The sequence below is a fragment of the Vibrio cholerae genome (assembly GCF_008369605.1).
In the GTDB taxonomy this organism is placed as follows: Bacteria; Pseudomonadota; Gammaproteobacteria; order Enterobacterales; family Vibrionaceae; genus Vibrio; species Vibrio cholerae.
Window position 1 is genome coordinate 1,850,196 of sequence record NZ_CP043554.1, and the last position, 20,443, is coordinate 1,870,638.

Annotated in this window: 18 protein-coding genes; 5 read left to right on the plus strand and 13 right to left on the minus strand. The window is 47.7% G+C overall.

What is annotated here, in order from left to right; translation table 11 throughout:
- Positions 1-19 precede the first annotated feature (19 nt).
- Together lolA and F0316_RS08575 are read right to left on the minus strand one after the other, a co-directional pair.
- Positions 20-616: an outer membrane lipoprotein chaperone LolA gene (lolA, locus tag F0316_RS08570; protein ID WP_149560412.1), complete on the minus strand. Its 597-nt coding sequence runs from the start codon at positions 614-616 to the stop codon at positions 20-22.
- A 95-nt stretch (positions 617-711) separates the two neighbouring features.
- Complete coding sequence (locus tag F0316_RS08575; RefSeq protein ID WP_001109756.1) at positions 712-1,332, minus strand: YecA/YgfB family protein; 621 nt, start codon at positions 1,330-1,332, stop codon at positions 712-714.
- A 165-nt stretch (positions 1,333-1,497) separates the two neighbouring features.
- Here F0316_RS08575 and dusC point away from each other — a divergent pair, with 165 nt between their 5' ends.
- Positions 1,498-2,469 carry a tRNA dihydrouridine(16) synthase DusC gene (gene dusC / locus F0316_RS08580; RefSeq protein WP_001887387.1) on the plus strand — a complete coding sequence of 324 codons (972 nt, stop codon included), beginning with the start codon at positions 1,498-1,500 and terminating at the stop codon, positions 2,467-2,469.
- Positions 2,470-2,501: 32 nt separating this feature from the next.
- Here the strand turns inward: dusC and F0316_RS08585 are convergent, their stop codons facing one another.
- The 4 genes from F0316_RS08585 to F0316_RS08600 all read right to left on the minus strand — a co-directional run bounded on the left by F0316_RS08585 (position 2,502) and on the right by F0316_RS08600 (position 6,953).
- Positions 2,502-3,971, minus strand: a complete 1,470-nt coding sequence (locus tag F0316_RS08585) for a sensor domain-containing diguanylate cyclase (protein ID WP_001887386.1) — start codon at positions 3,969-3,971, stop codon at positions 2,502-2,504.
- 167 nt (positions 3,972-4,138) lie between these two features.
- Positions 4,139-4,933, minus strand: a complete 795-nt coding sequence (locus F0316_RS08590) for an ABC transporter ATP-binding protein (protein WP_000620368.1) — start codon at positions 4,931-4,933, stop codon at positions 4,139-4,141.
- The gene (locus F0316_RS08595; protein WP_043989962.1) at positions 4,930-5,874 is read right to left on the minus strand and encodes an ABC transporter permease; all 945 of its coding nucleotides are present in this window, start codon (positions 5,872-5,874) and stop codon (positions 4,930-4,932) included. The genes F0316_RS08590 and F0316_RS08595 overlap by 4 nt, the downstream gene beginning before the upstream one ends.
- Before the next feature lie 113 nt (positions 5,875-5,987).
- A complete protein-coding gene (locus F0316_RS08600) occupies positions 5,988-6,953 on the minus strand; it encodes an ABC transporter substrate-binding protein (RefSeq protein WP_001201234.1) in 966 nt (321 codons plus the stop codon).
- Between the two features lie 440 nt (positions 6,954-7,393).
- On the opposite strand from F0316_RS08600, the gene F0316_RS08605 reads away from it, so the two are divergent.
- Complete coding sequence (locus F0316_RS08605; RefSeq protein ID WP_001929674.1) at positions 7,394-7,804, plus strand: VF530 family protein; 411 nt, start codon at positions 7,394-7,396, stop codon at positions 7,802-7,804.
- A 121-nt stretch (positions 7,805-7,925) separates the two neighbouring features.
- Here the strand turns inward: F0316_RS08605 and yfbV are convergent, their stop codons facing one another.
- Positions 7,926-8,378, minus strand: coding sequence for a terminus macrodomain insulation protein YfbV (gene yfbV, locus F0316_RS08610; RefSeq protein ID WP_001060892.1), 453 nt, complete (start codon positions 8,376-8,378; stop codon positions 7,926-7,928).
- 352 nt (positions 8,379-8,730) lie between these two features.
- On the opposite strand from yfbV, the gene F0316_RS08615 reads away from it, so the two are divergent.
- Together F0316_RS08615 and pta are read left to right on the plus strand one after the other, a co-directional pair.
- Positions 8,731-9,927 carry an acetate kinase gene (locus F0316_RS08615; RefSeq protein WP_000041130.1) on the plus strand — a complete coding sequence of 399 codons (1,197 nt, stop codon included), beginning with the start codon at positions 8,731-8,733 and terminating at the stop codon, positions 9,925-9,927.
- Between the two features lie 135 nt (positions 9,928-10,062).
- Positions 10,063-12,207, plus strand: a complete 2,145-nt coding sequence (pta, locus tag F0316_RS08620) for a phosphate acetyltransferase (protein WP_000091710.1) — start codon at positions 10,063-10,065, stop codon at positions 12,205-12,207.
- Positions 12,208-12,304: 97 nt separating this feature from the next.
- On the opposite strand, the gene F0316_RS08625 is transcribed toward pta, so the two are convergent.
- From F0316_RS08625 to F0316_RS08650, 6 genes are all read right to left on the minus strand, one after another.
- On the minus strand, positions 12,305-13,252 hold the full coding sequence (locus F0316_RS08625; RefSeq protein WP_101410765.1) for a glutathione S-transferase family protein: 948 nt from the start codon (positions 13,250-13,252) through the stop codon (positions 12,305-12,307).
- Between the two features lie 149 nt (positions 13,253-13,401).
- Positions 13,402-14,394 (minus strand): murein tripeptide/oligopeptide ABC transporter ATP binding protein OppF, encoded by a 993-nt coding sequence (gene oppF / locus F0316_RS08630; protein ID WP_000110064.1) that lies wholly within the window; start codon positions 14,392-14,394, stop codon positions 13,402-13,404.
- Positions 14,391-15,362 carry an ABC transporter ATP-binding protein gene (gene oppD, locus F0316_RS08635; protein ID WP_000054405.1) on the minus strand — a complete coding sequence of 324 codons (972 nt, stop codon included), beginning with the start codon at positions 15,360-15,362 and terminating at the stop codon, positions 14,391-14,393. Before oppD ends, oppF begins: the two co-directional genes overlap by 4 nt.
- 27 nt (positions 15,363-15,389) lie before the next feature.
- A complete protein-coding gene (oppC, locus tag F0316_RS08640) occupies positions 15,390-16,292 on the minus strand; it encodes an oligopeptide ABC transporter permease OppC (RefSeq protein WP_000956294.1) in 903 nt (300 codons plus the stop codon).
- 13 nt (positions 16,293-16,305) lie between these two features.
- On the minus strand, positions 16,306-17,226 hold the full coding sequence (gene oppB / locus F0316_RS08645) for an oligopeptide ABC transporter permease OppB (protein WP_001880879.1): 921 nt from the start codon (positions 17,224-17,226) through the stop codon (positions 16,306-16,308).
- A gap of 148 nt (positions 17,227-17,374) precedes the next feature.
- Positions 17,375-19,006, minus strand: a complete 1,632-nt coding sequence (locus F0316_RS08650) for an ABC transporter substrate-binding protein (RefSeq protein ID WP_000277616.1) — start codon at positions 19,004-19,006, stop codon at positions 17,375-17,377.
- Positions 19,007-19,629: 623 nt separating this feature from the next.
- On the opposite strand from F0316_RS08650, the gene F0316_RS08655 reads away from it, so the two are divergent.
- Positions 19,630-20,442 carry a phosphate/phosphite/phosphonate ABC transporter substrate-binding protein gene (locus F0316_RS08655; protein ID WP_001268835.1) on the plus strand — a complete coding sequence of 271 codons (813 nt, stop codon included), beginning with the start codon at positions 19,630-19,632 and terminating at the stop codon, positions 20,440-20,442.
- Position 20,443 lies beyond the last annotated feature (1 nt).

The window sequence follows — 20,443 nt, forward strand, 5'->3', positions numbered from 1 at the left end:
TCGCTTCCTTGGTGCTGATTTAGTTACGCTGATCGTCAACTTCCACGCCTTTCGGCACTTTGTAGTTAAATACGCTAGCGTTTGGTTTCTGCTGTTTCACCTTACTAAAGGTAAATTCGCTCTGCTGGCCATCTTGCTCGATCACTTTAAAGCCTTGCACAACCCCTTTATCACTGATGGTGATTTGGAAACGACCTTGGTTTGAATCCAGCGCGGTAGGCGTCAGGGTAAATACATCACCCTTTTCTTCCACATGGTACGCATCCCAATCGCTGGCTTTATTACGAGTCAGCAGCACAAAAGGCGTCTGCTCTAAGGCTTCTTCGGCGCGGTACAAGGTGACCTGCTCCACGAAAGGATCGAAATGCCATAAGGTTGTACCGTCAGAGACCAGTAAGTTTTCATCTGGCGTTTCGGTTTCCCAACGAAATAGGCTCGGACGAGCAATATCCACCTTGCCATTTCCGGTCAGGATCACTTTGCCCTCTGGGCTTAATACTTGCTGATTAAAGATCGCGCTGAAGCCTTCACTCATGGCTAAACGCTCACTTAAGGTATCTTTAGGGGCGGCAATGGCCGAGAAACTACAAAATAACAGGGCTAACCATTTGTTCATGCTGACTCTGCTCCAAGCAATTTAGCGATGAGGAAGATAATAAAGCAAAAGCCTAAGCGTTTGCCTTCTCTAACGTGTCAGTGATGTGTAATAAACTATTGCCCACAACACTGTTTGAATTTTTTACCGCTGTCGCAAGGGCAAGCATCATTGCGGCCAATGCCTTTAAACGGATTCACACTTTGTGCTTTAGCGCCGAGCATGGCTTCATCCGCCGCAAGCGCGACTTCGTGCACCATTAAATTCAGTTGCTCGATCAAATCGGCGAGCGCAGGAACTTGTTCATAGCCCGCTTCGCGCATTTGCGCTTGGGTTTGCGCTTCATCAATCGCCAACATCAAGGTGGTCAATAATGCTTGCAGCATGCGGATCGAACCATCTGCAAATGCGCCTTGCTGCCACATGGGTTCAACTTGCGGCCATAATTGCATAAAGCCTTCCGAAAAATCTGCCAAACCTTGCTCACGCGAGGGTGCATGCTCATTCAACAGCGTCAACAAATCGTACCCATTGCCTTTAAGTTGCTGGTATTGGAGATGAATTTGCTCGGTCACCGGTTGTAATAGCGCCTGATGTTGCTCGACAAACAGCTCGGGTAGCCACTGCTCAGGATCGAGCGGACGAGTCGCAAAATTAGCAGCGAGCACCACACCTTCAATAAACAGATCCGACTCAGGGCATTCAATCGCGCTGAGATCGATCAGGGAATAATTCATAGGAAACACTTAAGACAAGGAAAGTTGCGCCGCATTATATACTCAAAGCGAAAGAAGTGGCAGGCTGTCACACTGAACTTGAATCAGAAAGGATGGGTGACATTTATTGATGCTACTACTACAATCTCGCTCCCTTTTCTTCAGCGCTAGCCGGTATTCATCACTATGCGAGTTATTTTAGGCCCGATGGAGGGCGTGTTAGATCATTTGATGCGTGACATGCTGACACAAATCAATGACTACGACTTCTGCGTCACCGAATTTGTGCGCGTAGTGAATCTGCTGCTGCCTGATCATGTGTTTTATCGCCTCTGTCCTGAATTACGGCACGGATCTAAAACTCCGTCCGGTGTTCCGGTAAAAGTACAACTGCTTGGCCAAGACCCACACTGGATGGCTGAAAACGCGATCCGCGCTGCTGAGCTTGGGGCTTATGGCATCGATCTTAATTTCGGTTGCCCTGCCAAAATGGTCAATCAAAGCAAAGGCGGCGCGGCTCTTTTGCAGCATCCCGAGCTAATTTATCAGGTAGTCAAAGCGTGTCGGGACGCAGTACCGGCGCACATTCCTGTGTCGGCGAAAATCCGCTTAGGTTGGGAAGATCCGGAAGATTGTTTTGAGATTGTCGATGCCGTTGCGCAAGCTAAAGCCGATGAGCTCACTGTGCACGCGCGCACCAAAGCCGGAGGCTACAAGGCCAGCGAAATCAAATGGCATTACATTGACCAGATCCGCCAAAAATGCAGTATTCCATTGATTGCTAACGGTGAAGTGTGGAATTACGCCGATGGTCAAGCTTGCATCCAAACCACAGGTGTCGATTCACTCATGGTGTGCCGCGGCGCGCTCAACGTGCCGAATTTAGGCAATGTGGTCAAACACAATCACGCCGCCATGCCTTGGCATGAAGTGGTGGATTTGTTGCTGCGCTACACGCAATTTGAAGTGCGTGGTGACAAAGGCAAATACTACCCAAACCGTATTAAGCAGTGGTTTGCTTATCTGCGCCACGCATATCCTCAGGCTAATGAGCTGTTTGGTGAATTACGTACGTTGACTCAAGTCGAGCCGATCGTTGATCAGCTACATCGCTATCGCGATCAACTCCATCATGCTGCGGCCAAGCTACCTGTCTAACGAGTAAAACAACGGATCAGTAAATCAACTGATCAGTAAACCAACTGATTTTTGCCGCTGGTTTTCGCCACATACAACTTTTCATCAGCGGCTTTAAACAAATCTTCAAAACTGCGATCGGTTGTACTTTCAACCACCTCTATTCCACCGGAGACGGTAAAACCTGGCTCTAGTATTAAAGGGGACTCGCGGCAAACCGCATCAAAAATGCGCTGCATAATTCTCGTGATCTGCTCTTTTTCTTTTGCTGTGACATAAACCACAAACTCTTCGCCACCAAAGCGTGCCACGGCATCTGAGCTACGAATATGGTTTTCAATCTGCTCACCAATGTAGCAGATCACTCTATCCCCCATATCGTGCCCATAAGCATCATTGATCTGTTTGAAGTCATCGATATCCAACACGGCAATGGCTAAATATTGACTGTGGCGTTTGCCTTTCAGAAAGCTTTCCATACCACGTCGATTGAGTAAACCCGTCATCGGATCACGCGCGGCGAGCTGCGCATAATGCTGGCGATCCCAGCGCGTATTGAGATAGATAAGTACGCCTGTGAGAAAGAGGTACACCAGAGCAACGACCAGTAAATTACCGCTCTTCTCAGTAAGAAAATTGCTCAATTCGGACTGAATATCCAACTTATAAAATACCACCTGATGATAGTCGGCATATTCACTGGTGAGCTTGTGTGGACGATAGGCAAACGTTGGAATAGCCATCTCATTCAAATCAATCATTTCAAAACGAGAAGCTAAATGAGGCATGCGGCTAAGCAATTCGCGCAAACCAATATCTACCGCAACGAGTCCTTGATAATCCGCGTCACGGTAAACGGGCAGAATCAGTGTTAATAACCACTCATGTTGCTCTCTGATCACTGAGCGATAAGGCCCATCAACGGCAATCATATTGGGGGCAGCAATCGCATGGCTCCACAAAGGACTCTCGCTGATAAAGTCTTTAATTTGCTGATAGGTTACCTTTTCGCTGATGGTATCCGGCGATGAAATGATATAACCGCTGGTATCCACATAATGCACACCATAAATATATTCATCCATGTCATGCAAAAACGAGAGCATAGGTGCCATGGAGAGTTTGATTTGTAAACTGGGATCATGACTTGGTTTGGAATCGCATAACGAGGCATCCCCAATTAGCATATAACTTAGATCTAATTTGGGAACAGCAAAGCTGGAACTCAGCCCCTGAGCCAGAACTAACCCATCTATCGGTTTGATTTGGCAAACATTCGCAACCACACGGGCTGAGTGTTTAAACAATATATTCTCTGCTGGGCGTTGATTATGCGTGAAAGTGTAATCCAGCGCTGTCACCACTTTTTCGGCGCGCTCAAGCTGCTGTTGAATGTCGGCGTAGGCGTCGTCAATTTCTTGGTTAAGATCGTACAGATATTGCTGAAAGACCGATGCGGCCAGCACAAAAACGATAAACAGTGGCGCACAGATAATCCAAGTTAAACTCATGCGCTGATTCATAATTGCCTGCTAACCTCTAGAAATGAAAAACCCACCATAAACCGATAACGCTTATGATGGGTAAGGATATTGCGTTGCGGCGATTATGCCAAAAAAACACAAAACAGTGTTAGCGCTTGTTCATCATCCGTCTCTTTTTCCTCACCGTTTTCTATTCAAACAGGCACTTAACTCAGTAGCAAACTATCGTCTGCCAACTCTTCTCCACGCACTTTAGAAAACATCTCAAGTAGCTCAGGAACGCCCATATTCGCGCGCTGTTCCCCTGTGACATCCAAGACAATCTGACCTTGATGCAGCATGACGGTGCGATCACCACAAGCCAGAGCATCTTTCATCGAGTGGGTCACCATCATCACGGTTAAATTGAACTCTTTAACGATTTTTTTCGTGAGATCGATAATGAATGCCGCCATACGAGGATCGAGTGCCGCCGTGTGTTCATCTAAGAGCAAGAGCTTGCTTTCTGACAGTGTCGCCATCACTAAACTCACCGCCTGACGCTGACCACCTGAGAGCAAACCAATATTGTCACCGAGACGATCTTCTAACCCCAAACCGAGGATGCTGATCCGTTCTTGGAACAACTTCCGGCGCTGGTTTGAGAGCGCCAAGCTCCAACCACGTTTTTTACCGCGCATATAAGCGAGCGCCATATTCTCTTCGATGGTCAGGGCTCCACAGGTTCCCGCTAATGGGTCTTGAAACACGCGAGCACACAGATTCGCACGCTGATCCACACTCTGTTTGGTTACATCAATCTCATCAATTAACACCTGACCGCCCACGATAGGCGTTTCACCAGTGACCGCACCGAGTAGCGTCGACTTCCCCGCCCCGTTAGAGCCAATCACGGTTAAAAATTGGTGTTCCGGAACCTCTAGCGATACGCCGCGTAATGCGCGATTTTCCAGAATCGTGCCAGGGTTAAACGTCACCTGAATATCTTGCAAACGGATCATACTGCATCTCCTGACACGCTTCCCTGCTGAGAGACTTCGGGCTTCTGAGCAGGTGCGTTACGCTTTTTTGATTTTAAATTCCTTTTAATCTTCGGCATGATCAGCGCCAAAGCCACTAACACGGCTGTCACCAAGTTAAGATCGGACGCTTGTAAGCCAAACATGCCTGAACTGAGTGCAAAGGCAACCGCTAAACGGTACAGCACAGAGCCGACAATGACCGCCACGACAGCGACCCAGATCTTGCGACCGGGGATCAGGGTTTGTCCTAAAATAACTGCAGCAAGCCCCACCACAATTGTACCAACGCCAGAAGTGACATCCGCAAAACTGTTGGTTTGCGCAAATAGAGCCCCTGCAAAACCGACAAAACCATTAGACAGAGCCAAACAGAAATACGTGTAAAACGCAGTGCTTGCCCCTTGGGCTGCCACCATACGAGCGTTGACGCCTGTGGCTCGCAATCCTAAACCGAAATCGCTGTTGAGCAGTCGAATAACCAATAGCGCAGAAATCACGACCAATACTGCGACAACGAGAGGACGAATTAAGACGGGATCACCCAAGGCTTCAAACGGGGTCAAAATGGTGTCTTCACCCAATAAGGCCAGATTAGGACGTCCCATAATGCGGATGTTGATGGAAAACGCAGCAATCATGGTCAAAATCGAGGCCAAGAGATGCAAGATACCACATCGCACACTGAGAAAAGCCGTGACCCAACCGGTAGCGGCGCCAGCAAGAATGGCTAATCCTGTCGCCATCCATGGATTAATTCCTGCCACAATCGCAGTAGCCGCCACCGCAGCGCCCATTGGGAAACTGCCGTCGACGCTCAAATCAGGGAAATCTAGCACTCGGAAAGTTAAATACACGCCCAAAGCTACTAAGCCATACAACAAGCCAAGCTCCAAAGCGCCAAAAAAGGCAAAAGCAGACATACATACTCCTTTCTGCTTACAGAAGTTGAAATACCCCAACTCCTTGGAATATACGCTTCCGACGAGGGGCTAGCGCGTCAAGCGTTACCCCTCGTCATTTGGATAGAGCTTACTTATTTGGTACTGGTTGCACGCGCAAGTACAGCTTCAGGAATGGTGATGCCTAACTGTTCTGCGGCGGTTTTGTTGATCACAAGATCCGAACCTTTTGCCACTTGAACATCAAGCGAACCCGGCTCTTTACCTTCTAAAATAGCCGCCACGTAGTCAGCGGTTTGCACTCCGATTTGGTAATAGTCAAAGCCTAAGCTCGCAATCGCGCCACGTTCTACATAAGAAGTCGCTGCACCAAAGACTGGGGTTTTGGCTTGGTTAGCCGCCACAATCATACCTTCGATTGCACTTGCGACTGTGTTGTCGATCAGGGCATAAATCACATCGGACTTTTCTGCAATCGCTTGGGTAGCGGATTGAACATCAGCACTTTTCAGCGCAGTTGCTTCGACCAGCTTAATACCATGCTTTGCAGCCGAGAGTTTGAGTAACTCCATTAAACTGACCGCATTGGCTTCACCTGGGTTGTACACCACGCCAATCGATTTGACGTTGGGTAGGATTTCTTTAATCAGTTCAACATGTTGCTCAACCGGAGACAAGTCTGACAAACCCGTCACGTTTTTGCCCGGTTGTTCAAGTTGTTTCACCAACTTAGCCCCAACAGGGTCAGTCACTGCAGTAAACACAATAGGAATGGTTTTTGTGGCAGAAACCAGTGCTTGGGCGGTAGGTGTCGCAATACCGACTAAGACATCTGGGTTTTCACCGACAAATTGACGGGCAATTTGGACCGCAATGGCAGGGTTGCCTTGCGCGGTTTTGTAATCAAACTCTAGATTTTTGCCCTCTTCATAGCCTTTGGCTTTCAATCCATCGAGTAGCCCTTGACGTGTCGCATCTAAAGCGGGGTGTTCCACAATTTGTGATACCGCGACTTTGGCTGTTTTGGCCATGATACTCTGGGAAGACAGTAGTGCAGCTCCGGCTAGAACGGCGGTAGCAATAACTTTGCCTGCTCTCATCTTAACTCCTTGATATAAAGCATAGTTTTTATGATGTTGTGTGTGGGTGTAGCTTTAATAGTTGTTATTGGACACTTAGGGTGTCGCTGACAACATTATTACCAGTAACTTTAGGCAAAGGGAAGTAGGATTTAACAGTTAGATAACAGAAAAAAGCTCAGAATTTGGTCAATGTCGAAAATGGAAGTGAAGTTAACTATCTCTCTTCTCAAACGACGTGGAACGATAGAGGATGGTAGGCAAGTTCACTCTCATGAACCCAGATAAACGCTATGATTAAGGTGACCCCATAAAAGATGATCCCCATAACAGATAACCATAGGGATGTAAGATCAACTCTGCTAGAATGCGCCGCCGCGCAGGGATCAACAAGTACATGGCTCATCTCTGCCAAATCTTGGTATACCTACTCTATTTACCCTTAGGAGCCGATAATAATGATGACCGATCAAGAAAGAATCGAACTACAAAAAAATAACCCATTGCACGGCCTTAAGTTAGAAACCTTACTGCAAGAGCTGGTGGATTTTTATGGCTGGGATATTTTAGATACAGCAATGCGCTTTAACTGCTTTCATACCAAGCCTTCGATTGCCAGCAGCGTTAAATATTTAAACAAGACCGAGTGGGCACGAGAAAAACTAGAAAATTTTTATCTCTATCGCTTTAAACGCATGCCTCGCGCTTCCAGTGAAGAGTTTACTCTCCCGCCACGCGCAAGAACTTTCCCTCACGGCCTACTGCCTAAAGAGCCAATGCCATTGACGGTAGACTCTATTTTGAAATCTCAGGCGAAAGCGGCCTCTGCTCATAAAGAAAGAACGTCTCGCGGTCGCTACACTCAGCGCTAACTGATCTTGATCTAATGGGATAGGTTGACTTGGCACACGGCAGTTTCTGTGACCAACTATTCGATATGCTATTCGATATTCGTTGGTCACACTGATGGGACAAATAGCCTACGCGGCAGCATTAAAACCAGCGTTCTAGCGCAGTATCATCCAGTTGCCGAAACGCACGATTCAACACTTGCGCAAGCTCTTTATAGCGCGGTTTGCTTTTGATCGGCTCCAGTGCAAAACCGGTTTCGACGATCTTCATATAGAGTTCGCGATACCAGCTCGCAAGCGCCGGAGGCAATTGGGTATTGGCACGGTGACCGAGCCACCAAATGCCTTGCAGTGGCAAGCTCATAGCAAATAAAGCGACCACAATCGCTTGAGGCATGGCTTGCGTGTTGGTAAACACCATTTGTGTCAGCACGCTGATCGCCGCAACCGCAGGCATCACTTTAATCGCAAAGCGTGTGGCTTTAATCACGCGTTGCTCAGGGAACAGTGGATTTAACTCTTTGCGCATCGGCCAAATATCCATGTACTTCTGGCCATCCTTTAGGCTATGCACTATGCCGACTTTATTATTCATATCCACTTCCTCGCTGCTCTTTGCTCAACCCACTAAAATTTAGTTGAATGATTCAACAAAAGACGCAAAAATTTGACAAAAGCTAATATTGATTCAAATTTTTTTTGTTATATTTGTCCATTATCGCTATGCTTTGCGGACTCTCAATCTCATTGTTGCCCTTATTTACAATTTAGGCAACGTTGAGACGATTCCTGCACGGATTGCATCGACGACTTATACTGACTTTGTCACGTCTTCACGATACGGAAATTGACGTTTTATTGACCGAGATTAGGGCGCATTCATCGAGGCGTCATCTACTCTTGGTACTGATTTTTTTATCCCAACCGATTATTACAGGTAGTCACTCATGTCTAAGCTGGTTTTAGTTTTAAACTGCGGTAGTTCTTCACTTAAGTTCGCAGTTGTTGACGCTCAAAGCGGTGAACAACATCTTTCAGGTCTTGCTGAATGTTTACACCTTCCTGAAGCTCGTATCAAGTGGAAATTGGACGGCAAGCACGAAGCTCAACTGGGCGAAGGCGCTGCACACGATGAAGCTCTGTCTTTCATCGTTGAAACTATTCTTGCTTCTAAACCAGAACTGGCAGCTCAACTGAAAGCGATCGGTCACCGCGTGGTACACGGTGGTGAGCAGTTCACTCAATCTGCACTGATTGACGACGCTGTACTGAAAGGCATCGAAGATTGTGCAGCACTCGCTCCACTGCACAACCCAGCACACATCATCGGTATCAAAGCGGCGCAAAAAGCGTTCCCTGAGCTGAAAAACGTTGCGGTATTCGACACTGCGTTCCACCAAACAATGCCAGAAGAAGCGTACCTGTACGCTCTGCCATACAACCTGTACAAAGAGCACGGTATTCGTCGCTACGGCATGCACGGTACGTCTCACCTGTTCATCGCACGTGAAGCGGCTGAGCGTCTGGGCAAACCGGCAAACGAACTGAACATCATCAACTGCCACCTAGGCAACGGTGCTTCTGTTTGTGCGATCAAAAACGGCCAATCGGTTGACACATCTATGGGTCTGACTCCACTGGAAGGTCTGGTGATGGGTACTCGTTGTGGTGATATCGATCCTGCGATCATTTTCCACCTGCACGACACGCTGGGTTACTCAGTTGAGAAAATCAACACCATGCTGACCAAAGAATCGGGTCTGTTGGGTCTGACTGAAGTGACTTCTGACTGCCGTTTCGTTGAAGACAACTACGGCCAAAAAGAAGAAGCAACTCGCGCAATGGACGTATTCTGTCACCGCCTAGCGAAATACGTTGCTGGCTACACAGCAAGCCTAGACGGCCGTCTGGACGCGATCACCTTCACTGGTGGTATCGGTGAAAACTCTGCGCCAATCCGTGAAATGGTTCTGAACCGTCTAGCGATCTTCGGTATCACCGTTGACAGCGCAGCAAACCTGAAAGCCCGTTTCGGCGGTGAAGGTGTGATCACCACTGCAGACAGCCGTATCCCAGCGATGGTTATCGCGACTAACGAAGAGTTAGTGATTGCAGAAGATACCGCTCGTCTGACGAACATCTAATACGACTTACACTGGCTAACTCAGGTTAGCCAGTGTCATTTAGGGGCTCAGCGTAAGCCTGTCCTGCGTTTGAGCTTTGTCACTTTCAATCTAAGCACCTTAGATTGGTATCAATAGTGTTGAGGTACTTTACCAATGTCCCGTACTATTATGCTTATCCCAATCAGCGCTGGCGTCGGTCTGACCAGCGTGAGCATGGGTCTCCTGCGCGCCATGGAGCGTAAAGGGGTTAGCGTTTCTTTCTATAAGCCTATCGCGCAGCCACGTACTGGCGATGATCAACCTGACCTGACGTCTACTGTCATGAGCCGCAACAGCGACATCAAGATCGGCCAGCCGATGAGTATGTCTGCCGCCGAGACTCTGATCGGTAGCGAGAAGATGGACGTTCTGCTGGAAACCGTGGTTGAGCGTTACAACCAGATCAACAAAGATGCAGAAGTGACTCTGATCGAAGGTCTGGTTCCAACGCGTAAGCACCCTTTTGCTAACCAAGTGAACGCGGAGATCGCCAACACTCTCGGTGCAGAAATTGTGTTCGTTGCCACTCCGGGTACTGATAACCCAACGCAACTGAAAGAGCGCATTGAAGTCGCGTGCTCTAACTTTGGTGGCACCAAGAACAAGAGCATCTCTGGCGTTATCATCAACAAGCTGAATGCCCCTGTTGATGAAGCTGGCCGTACTCGTCCTGACCTGTCAGAGATCTTTGATGACGCTGACCATGCGAAACAAGCTAATCTTGAAGTGATGCAGATCTTCAACACCAGCCCAATTCGTGTGCTGGGCTGTGTGCCATGGAGCATCGACCTGATTGCGACTCGTGCTATCGATATGGCGAAGCACCTGAAAGCTGAGATCATCAACCAAGGTGATATCAATACTCGTCGTATCAAGAGTATCACTTTCTGTGCTCGCTCTATCCCGAACATGATTGAGCACTTCAAACCAGGCTCACTCCTAGTAACCTCAGCTGATCGCCCTGACGTGATTGTGGCTGCGGCACTCGCAGCAATGAACGGTGTGGAAATCGGTGCAGTACTGCTGACTGGCGGCTACGACATCCCACGTGAACTGGTTAGCCTATGTAAGCCTGCTTTTGACACGGGTCTGCCCATTTTCAAAGCGCAAGGCAACACTTGGCAAACGTCGCTGAACCTACAAAGCTTCAGCCTTGAAGTTCCAGCCGATGACAAAGAGCGTATCGAATTCATCAGCGAACACGTGGCAAGCCACATTGACGGCCCATGGGTAGACTCACTGACTGAGGGTGCGCAAGCGTCTCGTCGTCTGAGCCCACCCGCCTTCCGTTACCAGCTGACTGAATTGGCTCGTAGCGCGAACAAGCGTATCGTACTGCCAGAAGGTGATGAGCCACGTACTGTGAAAGCAGCTGCTATCTGTGCTGAACGCGGTATTGCACAGTGTGTACTTCTGGGTAACCCAGAAGAGATCAAGCGTGTTGCTGCTCAGCAAGGTGTTGAACTCGGCTCTGGTATCGAAATCATCGATCCAAAAGTGGCACAAGAGAAATACGTAGCACGTCTGGTTGAACTGCGTAAGAGCAAAGGCATGACTGAAGTGGTGGCGCGCGAGCAACTGGAAGATACCGTTGTTCTCGGCACTATGATGCTTGAGCGTAACGAAGTTGACGGTCTGGTTTCTGGTGCGGTTCACACCACAGCAAACACCATTCGTCCACCACTACAAATCATCAAGACTGCGCCGAATGCGTCTCTGGTTTCATCGATCTTCTTTATGCTGCTGCCTGATCAGGTACTGGTATACGGTGACTGTGCGATCAACCCAGATCCAAACGCAGAGCAACTGGCTGAGATTGCTATCCAGTCTGCCGACTCTGCAGCGGCCTTCGGTATTGAGCCTCGCGTAGCGATGATCTCTTACTCGACCGGTACTTCTGGTCAAGGTGCAGACGTTGATAAAGTGCGCGAAGCAACTCGCATCGCCAAAGAGAAACGTCCAGATCTCGTGATTGATGGTCCTTTGCAATACGACGCAGCAATCATGGAAAACGTAGCGGCTTCTAAAGCACCTAACTCGCCAGTGGCAGGTAAAGCGACCGTATTCGTATTCCCAGATCTGAACACAGGTAACACGACTTACAAAGCGGTACAACGTTCAGCGGATCTAGTGTCTATCGGTCCTATGCTGCAAGGTATGCGTAAGCCAGTTAACGACCTGTCTCGTGGCGCATTGGTTGACGATATCGTCTACACCATCGCCCTGACGGCTATCCAAGCGGGTCAAGAGCAGAAATAAGCGCTTGTCTCAGTAAGCTTTTCTGGTGACCAATAGGCAAAAGCCCCCGACATTCGGGGGCTTTTTTATGCGCTTTATAGATTGCTATCTACCCTTTTCAACCAATTCGTTCACGCTGGTGTGGACTGAGTAGATCCACTTGCGGGCCGACTGGCACAACTTGAGTGGGGTTGATCGTGGTATGACTGAAATAGTAATGGCGTTTAATGTGGTAAAAATCGACCGTCTCTTGGATGCCGGGGACTTGGTATAACTCCCTTAAATAGCCGCTCAGATGTGGGTAATCCGCAATACGCTGGCGGTTACATTTGAAATGCCCGACATACACCGCATCAAAACGCACTAAGGTGGTAAACAAACGCCAGTCCGCTTCGGTGATTTGGTTTCCCGCTAAATAGCGATGCGTTGCCAGATGCTGATCAACTTTATCTAGCGCCGTAAACAGCGCTTCAAACGCTTCTTCATAGGCTTTTTGCGTGGTCGCAAAACCACAACGATACACCCCATTGTTGATGTTGGGATAGATGAACTCATTCCACTCATCAATCACTGTGCGCAGCGCTTGAGGGTAATAATCGGTTTGATTGCCCGTTAACTCATTAAATGCACTGTTGAACATGCGGATGATTTCGGAAGATTCATTGCTCACAATCGTGTGAAGTTTTTTATCCCACAACACAGGCACCGTGACTCGTCCGGTGTAATCGGCTTTAGCATGGGTATAAAGTTGATGTAGTTGAGTGTAGCCGTACAGCGGCTCTGGTATACCAAACTGCCAACCATGTGAGAGCATATCCGGACAGACAATCGTCACATCAATATGCGCTTGCAGCCCTTTGAGAGCACGAAAAATCAAGGTGCGATGTGCCCACGGACACGCCAAAGAGACATAGAGATGATAACGGCCAGATTCTGCAGCAAATTGCGCATCAGGCGTCGCTTTCACCCAGTCACGAAACCCTGCATCTTCGCGTATAAATTCGCCATCATGTTGTTTGGTGTCGTACCAAACATCGTGCCATTTGCCTTTAATTAGCTTGCCCATCTTGCCCCCAAATTCTCATCTTTTAGGCATTATAAGCAACTGGGCACGCCACTTAACCCAAGGCGATTGGTCGTGTTGTTCAAAATATTCGAATACAAAAAAAGCGCGATCCGAACGAGGAATCGCGCTTGGCCCGTCACAGGCTGAATTTATGCCTCAGCGTATAAACAAGAGACTGAGTGAATATCCGAACCTTTAATCACTGGTTTCGTCTTCGCACACTCTGCCGTGGCTTGCGGGCAACGAGTACGGAACACACAACCTGAAGGCGGGTTCATCGGTGAAGGCAGATCCCCTTCCAACATCTGAATGGTCTTATTGCGCTCGATGTTGGGGTCAGGAATAGGCACTGCAGACATTAATGCCTTGGTATAAGGGTGTTTAGGGTTGGCAAACAGTTCTTTAGAGACGCCTAACTCTACCGCATTACCCAAATACATGACCAACACGCGATCTGAGATGTGCTTTACCACCGAGAGATCGTGCGCGATGAACACCAGACTTAAACCGAGCTCTTTTTGCAGCTCTTTGAGAAGGTTAACGACCTGAGCCTGAATCGACACATCCAGAGCGGAAACCGGTTCATCACAGATGATCATCTTAGGTTTGAGGATCAGCGCGCGAGCAATACCGATACGCTGACACTGACCGCCTGAAAACTCATGCGGATAACGGTTGATCACGTTAGGCAGTAACCCAACCTTGGCCATCATCTCTTTTACCCGATCTTTCACTTCTTGCTTGGAAAGCTCGGGATAGAAGGTTTGCAGTGGCTCAGCAATGATATCACCGACCGTCATTCTCGGGTTTAACGATGCCAGAGGGTCTTGGAAGATCATTTGGATTTGCTTACGCGTTGCACGGCGTTTGACTTCCTGCATACGTGTTAAATCCTGACCTAACCACACCACTTCACCGTGAGTCGCTTGCACCAAACCAATAATGGCGCGTGCAAACGTCGATTTACCACAACCAGACTCACCCACTACCCCTAGGGTTTCGCCTTCATACAGACGCACGTTAACCCCATCGACCGCTTTCAAGGTAACGGGTTTGGTCCATGGCCATGCCGATTTCGGGGTAATGTTGAAATGGACTTTAAGATCTTTAACGTCCAGTAATAATTTTTTCTCTACGCTCATTTTGTCCAAGCCTCCCAATCAGAAAAACACGCACGTTGACGGCCGTTACCAAACGGCAGCAAGATCGGAGCTTCTCGCTTACAGCGATCCGTCACGCGATGGCAGCGTTCTTGATAAGGACAGCCGACAGGCAAACGCAGCAAGTTAGGTGGGTTGCCCGGAATTGTCGGCAACACTTCCCCTTCGGTATCCAAGCGCGGGATCGCGCTCAGCAAACCTTCTGCGTAAGGGTGGCTTGGGTTATAGAAAATATCGTTTACTGAACCGTACTCCATTGTACGGCCGGCATACATCACCAGCACTTTATCGCAAGAGCCAGCCACCACCCCCAGATCGTGGGTGATCATGATGATTGCGGTATTGAACTCACGTTTCAGTTCGTTAAGCAGTTCCATGATTTGCGCTTGAACAGTAACGTCAAGTGCGGTGGTCGGTTCATCGGCAATCAGCAGTTTCGGACGACACAGCAAAGCCATCGCAATCATCACACGTTGACGCATACCGCCTGAAAACTCATGCGGATACATGGTGATACGCTTACGCGCTTCTGGGATCTTTACCGCTTCCAGCATGCGTACTGACTCTTCAAACGCTTCCGCTTTCCCCATACCTTTGTGCAGCATCAGCACTTCCATCAGCTGATCGCTCACTTTCATGTAGGGATTGAGTGAAGTCATTGGGTCTTGGAAAATCATCGCGATTTGCTCGGCGCGCACTTTATTCAGTTCACGCTCTGGCAAGTTGAGGATTTCTTTACCCTCAAATTTCGCGCTACCGGTGATTTTGCCGTTTTTGGCGAGTAGCCCCATGATGGCAAATACGGTTTGTGATTTACCTGAGCCGGATTCACCCACAATACCTAAAGTTTCTCCCTGCTTAAGAGAGAAATTGAGATCGTTCACTGCGGTGACAATACCGTCTTGGGTAGAGAATTCTACGCGCAGATCTTTGACATCTAATAAACTCATCATTGCTTCCTTTTTATTCTTCTTGGTTTATCTGTCTTTTGGATCGAGCGCGTCACGCAGACCATCGCCGACATAGTTAAAGCAGAACAAGGTCAACACCATGAATGCGGCGGGGAATAGCAGTTGCCAAATAGCCACTTCCATTGTGTTAGCGCCCTCTTGTAACAGCGCGCCCCAGCTTGTCATCGGCTCTTGAACACCAAGACCAAGGAAAGAAAGGAAAGATTCGGTCAAAATCATGCTTGGGATCAGCAGGGTGGAGTAAACCGCTACAATGCCCAATACGTTTGGCACAATATGGCGCGTAATGATGTTCCACTTACTCACACCACACACATGCGCCGCTTCGATAAACTCTTTGCTACGTAGGCTCAAGGTTTGGCCGCGCACAATACGCGCCATATCCAGCCATGCGATTGCCCCAATCGCGACGAAGATCAGTACGATGTTACGACCAAAAAACGTCACTAATACAATCACCAAGAACATGAATGGGATAGCGTACAGAATTTCCAGAATACGCATCATCACACGGTCAGTTCGGCCACCGATAAAACCTGAGGCCGCGCCATACAAAGTACCGATCAGTACTGCGACCAATGCCCCCATGATGCCGACCATCAGTGAGATACGACCACCCACGAGCGTGCGCACAAAGAGGTCGCGACCAAGAGCATCAGTACCAAACCAGTGCTCCGCTGAAGGTCCGGCGTGCATGGCATACCAGTCCGTATCTTCATAACTGTAAGCGGAAAACATCGGCAGAAAGACGACTGCCAGGGTGATTAACATCAAAACAAACAGGCTGACCATCGCGGCTTTGTTACGCATAAAGCGAATACGCGCGTCTTGCCACAGGCTGCGACCTTGAATCTCAAGGTTTTGTGAGAAGTTTTCAATCGCCGCTAAATTTTCTTTTTTCGTCAACATTATCTAAGTCCTATTAGTAGCGAATCTTCGGATCGATGTAAGCGAGGAGAATATCGACAATCGCGTTAAACAGAATAAATAGGAAACCGATCAGGATCGTTACCCCCATCACCAGAGAATAATCCCGGTTGAAGGCGGCGTTAACGAAGAGCTTGCCAATGCCGGGCAAACCAAAAATCGTCTCAATAACAACCGAACCTGTGATGATACCGACGAAAGCGGGTCCCATGTAAGAAACCACAGGTAGCAGTGCAGGTTTTAACGCATGCTTGACCACGATATAGCCATAGCTCAAACCTTTCGCACGTGCAGTACGAATGAAGTTACTGTTCAAGGTTTCAATCATCGAACCACGAGTAATACGCGCAAATGTCGCGACGTAGAGCAGTGACATACCCAAAACTGGCAACGCCATATACTCAAACCCACCGTCTTGCCAGCCACCGGCAGGGAATAAACTAAACTGGATAGCGAAGATATATATGAGTACTGGCGCTAACACGAACGAGGGCATCACCACCCCTAACATGGCGGTCGACATGATGGTGTAGTCTATCCACGTATTCTGCTTCAAGGCGGCAATGGTTCCGACCGTTACCCCCATGATCACAGTAAACACAAATGCGGCGAGACCAATTTTCACGGAAACAGGCAGTGCACTGGCGATAAGCTCATTCACCGTATAGTCTTTGTACTTAAACGATGGACCAAAATCACCCTGAACAATGTTGGTCAAATAGGTTAAATACTGTTCAGAAACGGGTTTATCTAGGCCATATTTGGCATTGATGTTGGCCATCACTTCTGGCGGCAGAGGGCGTTCTGAAGAGAATGGGTTACCTGGCGCGTAGCGCATAAGAAAGAAAGATATAGTAATCAACACCAACATCGTTGGAATTGCTTCAAATATCCTTTTTGCTATGAATTTAAGCATAAGCTCACTCTTTCAATCTGTGACAAGGAAATGCAAAGACCCTGCACGTGAATTTCACATGCAGCGTCTACGTTATTTATAGTTTTGTCCCCGACGAATGAAGTTGCAGTCATCACTGCAACTTCAACTCGTTAGGAATATGGCTCTATTATTGAGCTTTGATGTAAAGATCTTTGGCGTAGATCTTGTCTTCCGCGTTATTCGATGGGTAGCCACCGACGGTTGGAGAAACAAGACGCGATCTTACGTATTGGTAGATTGGCGCGATTGGCATATCACGAGCCAACAACTTCTCTGCATCCGCATAGAGTTTTTGACGCTCTTCTTCAGAAGTTGACGTTTTCGCTTTTTCAATCACGGCGTCGTATTCAGCACTGTGGTACTGCGGATCGTTTGAAGTGTTGCTCGACAACATCAGAGTCAAGAAAGAAGACGCTTCGTTGTAGTCACCACACCATCCCGCACGAGTCACATCAAAGTTGCCTTGACGACGAGTATCTAGGTAGGTTTTCCACTCTTGGTTTTCCAGTGAGATATCAACGCCCAGAGAAGTTTTCCACATAGATTGGATCGCAGTTGCAATCTTCTTGTGGTTTTCTGAGGTGTTGTACAGCAGAGTGAATTTCAGAGGGTTAGATTTGTTGTAACCCGCTTCTTCCAGCAGTTTCTTCGCTTCTGCAATACGCTCTTTCTGAGTCATTTTGCCGTAAGCTGGCATTTCTGGGCTAAATCCTGCGGTGATTTCCGGAGTCAGGAAGTAAGCCGGTTTTTGGCCTTGGCCTAGAATCGCATCAGAAACCACATCACGGTCAATCGCGTAAGAAAGGGCTTTACGTACGCGAACATCGTCAAATGGTGGCTTTTTGTTGTTGAAGCCATAGTAATAAGTACAGAGTTGGCCTTGTACTTGAACAGATTCTGGATGCTCTTTTTTCAGACGTTTGAAGTGCTCAAGTGGCAGTTCGTTCGTGATCTGAATTTCGCCCGATAGGAAACGGTTCATCTCTGCCACTTGGTTTTCGATGGGCAGATAAGTCACTTTATTCAGAACAGTATTTTTGTCGTCCCAGTATTGAGGGTTACGCTTGAGCTCTAAACGCTCGTTAACCACCCACTTGTCGAGAACGTAAGCACCGTTACCGACAAAGTTTTCAGGTTTGGTCCACTGATCACCAAATTTTTCTACTGTCGCTTTGTGAATCGGTTTCACCGTTGTGTGACCCATCATCATCACGAAGTAAGGAACGGCAGTCTCCAACTCAAAAACCAGAGTATGATCATCAACTGCTTTCGCACCCAGTGTTGATTTGTCTTTCTCTCCGGCAATGATTTCTTTCGCATTCTTCATCTTGGTGTATTCCATATACCAAGAGTAAGGAGAAGCGGTTGCAGGATCGACAGCACGTTGGAAGCTGTAGACGAAATCGTGTGCAGTAACAGGGTCACCGTTAGACCATTTCGCATCTTTACGAATATGGAAAGTAAAGGTTTTGTTGTCTGTCGTTTCCCAGCTTTCAGCGACACCCGGAACCACGTTACCGTTAGCGTCTTGGTTTACCAGACCTTCTAACAGATCACGAATCACGTTGGACTCAGGAACACCTTCCGTTTTGTGCGGATCAAGAGACGCGACTTCAGTACCGTTACCACGAACCAGCTCTTGAACAGGAGCAAGTTTGGTACCAGCAGGAACATTCGCTGCAAAAGAGGTGAATGACGTGGTAGCCACCGCTAAACCAGCACCTAACAGCAGTGCCTGGGTGATTTTGTTCTTATACATGCATAAACTCCAAGTTTTAGTATTGCATCCATGACTTCCATGTCAGGTATTCAGAACGGCTGATTGTTGTCGTTTGTCGTATAAGTTTTAAACAAAAACAACTTACACCTGACAGGGATTGCGGCACACATTAGCAATCATTGAATTAATTTGCCATAAAAATGTCTTAAAAACAGACTATCCTCTTTGGTTTTCTCAGACATTAGTAAAAAACTTCACCACTCATGATTATCTCTAGCGGATTAGAGCGTGGAAGCTGACCTAAACAGACAATGTGCCAGATTATCTAGTGCGCCCTCAATGTACAGCGCATTATGCTAGATAACTCTGATCTATTTAACATTTTGTACACAAACACACCAACTCTTAATGACAATGCGCTATCTCACAACACAAAAACGTGAGCAATATCAAACCTACGTTTCAAGCAATCGTTTGGTATAAGACGACGGATTTTGAGCCTCCTTCAAGCCTATCAATCTGTATTGAGTAAAAACGTAAATTTTGCTGAACAGATAGAGCAACACTTATTCATCACTTTTCTTTACCAGAAAATAATCACCAAGCTGATCAACCATTTTCTATACTTACCCCATTAGTATTAGAAACCCAAAGGTAACTTTATGCGCTACGGTTGGTTTATATTCATCTGGTGTGTTTCATCATTTACTTGGGCCTCCCCCCTCTCTTTTGGCGTCGTCCCACAACAATCCCCTGAAGAATTAGCGAAGCGTTGGGTGCCGATTCTGGAAAATCTTTCTGAAACGACAGGCTTCTCTATTGAGTTTCATACCGCGTCGACTATTCCTGAATTTGAACAGCGAGTGCTAAATGGCGAGTATGATTTGGTGTACATGAATCCTTATCACTACACCTTCTTTCATCAACAGCCGGGGTATGTCGCGCTGGCCAAGCAAAAAGATCAGAAGCTACAAGGCATCATAGTGGTTGCCCAAGAGAGCCCGATAAAGTCCATACAAGATCTCGATGGAAAAAGTCTCGCCTTTCCCTCTCCTGCAGCCTTTGCTGCCACCATCATTCCTCAAGCGCTGTTAAAAAAAGAAGGGATAAATATTGAGTCTCAATATGTCTCCTCACACGATTCCGTTTACTTGAATGTGGCGAATGGCTTTTTTGTCGCAGGTGGTGGTATTAAACGCACGTTTAACAATGCCCCAAAGGCCATCACCAGCCAACTCAGAATATTGTGGGAAAGCCCCAGCTTTACGCCGCACGCTTTCGCCTATCATCCAAGATTGCACTCAGATCAGGTGTCCGCTGTGCAAAATGCATTAGTCAACCTTGATCAGACCGAGAAAGGCCGTTTGCAGCTTAAAGCGATTGGGTTTTCCGGCATTGAAGCCGCTCAAGACAGTGATTGGGACGACATCCGTGAATTAGATATCCAAACCCTCTCTCATCTGCTTAAGGAATAAG

Coding starts and splice junctions, on each gene's coding strand:
- lolA (WP_149560412.1), bottom strand. CDS start 616: ATGAACAAATGGTTAGCCCTGTTATTTTGTAGTTTCTCGGCCATTGCC.
- F0316_RS08575 (WP_001109756.1), bottom strand. CDS start 1,332: ATGAATTATTCCCTGATCGATCTCAGCGCGATTGAATGCCCTGAGTCG.
- dusC (WP_001887387.1), top strand. CDS start 1,498: ATGCGAGTTATTTTAGGCCCGATGGAGGGCGTGTTAGATCATTTGATG.
- F0316_RS08585 (WP_001887386.1), bottom strand. CDS start 3,971: ATGAATCAGCGCATGAGTTTAACTTGGATTATCTGTGCGCCACTGTTT.
- F0316_RS08590 (WP_000620368.1), bottom strand. CDS start 4,933: ATGATCCGTTTGCAAGATATTCAGGTGACGTTTAACCCTGGCACGATT.
- F0316_RS08595 (WP_043989962.1), bottom strand. CDS start 5,874: ATGTCTGCTTTTGCCTTTTTTGGCGCTTTGGAGCTTGGCTTGTTGTAT.
- F0316_RS08600 (WP_001201234.1), bottom strand. CDS start 6,953: ATGAGAGCAGGCAAAGTTATTGCTACCGCCGTTCTAGCCGGAGCTGCA.
- F0316_RS08605 (WP_001929674.1), top strand. CDS start 7,394: ATGACCGATCAAGAAAGAATCGAACTACAAAAAAATAACCCATTGCAC.
- yfbV (WP_001060892.1), bottom strand. CDS start 8,378: ATGAATAATAAAGTCGGCATAGTGCATAGCCTAAAGGATGGCCAGAAG.
- F0316_RS08615 (WP_000041130.1), top strand. CDS start 8,731: ATGTCTAAGCTGGTTTTAGTTTTAAACTGCGGTAGTTCTTCACTTAAG.
- pta (WP_000091710.1), top strand. CDS start 10,063: ATGTCCCGTACTATTATGCTTATCCCAATCAGCGCTGGCGTCGGTCTG.
- F0316_RS08625 (WP_101410765.1), bottom strand. CDS start 13,252: ATGGGCAAGCTAATTAAAGGCAAATGGCACGATGTTTGGTACGACACC.
- oppF (WP_000110064.1), bottom strand. CDS start 14,394: ATGAGCGTAGAGAAAAAATTATTACTGGACGTTAAAGATCTTAAAGTC.
- oppD (WP_000054405.1), bottom strand. CDS start 15,362: ATGAGTTTATTAGATGTCAAAGATCTGCGCGTAGAATTCTCTACCCAA.
- oppC (WP_000956294.1), bottom strand. CDS start 16,292: ATGTTGACGAAAAAAGAAAATTTAGCGGCGATTGAAAACTTCTCACAA.
- oppB (WP_001880879.1), bottom strand. CDS start 17,226: ATGCTTAAATTCATAGCAAAAAGGATATTTGAAGCAATTCCAACGATG.
- F0316_RS08650 (WP_000277616.1), bottom strand. CDS start 19,006: ATGTATAAGAACAAAATCACCCAGGCACTGCTGTTAGGTGCTGGTTTA.
- F0316_RS08655 (WP_001268835.1), top strand. CDS start 19,630: ATGCGCTACGGTTGGTTTATATTCATCTGGTGTGTTTCATCATTTACT.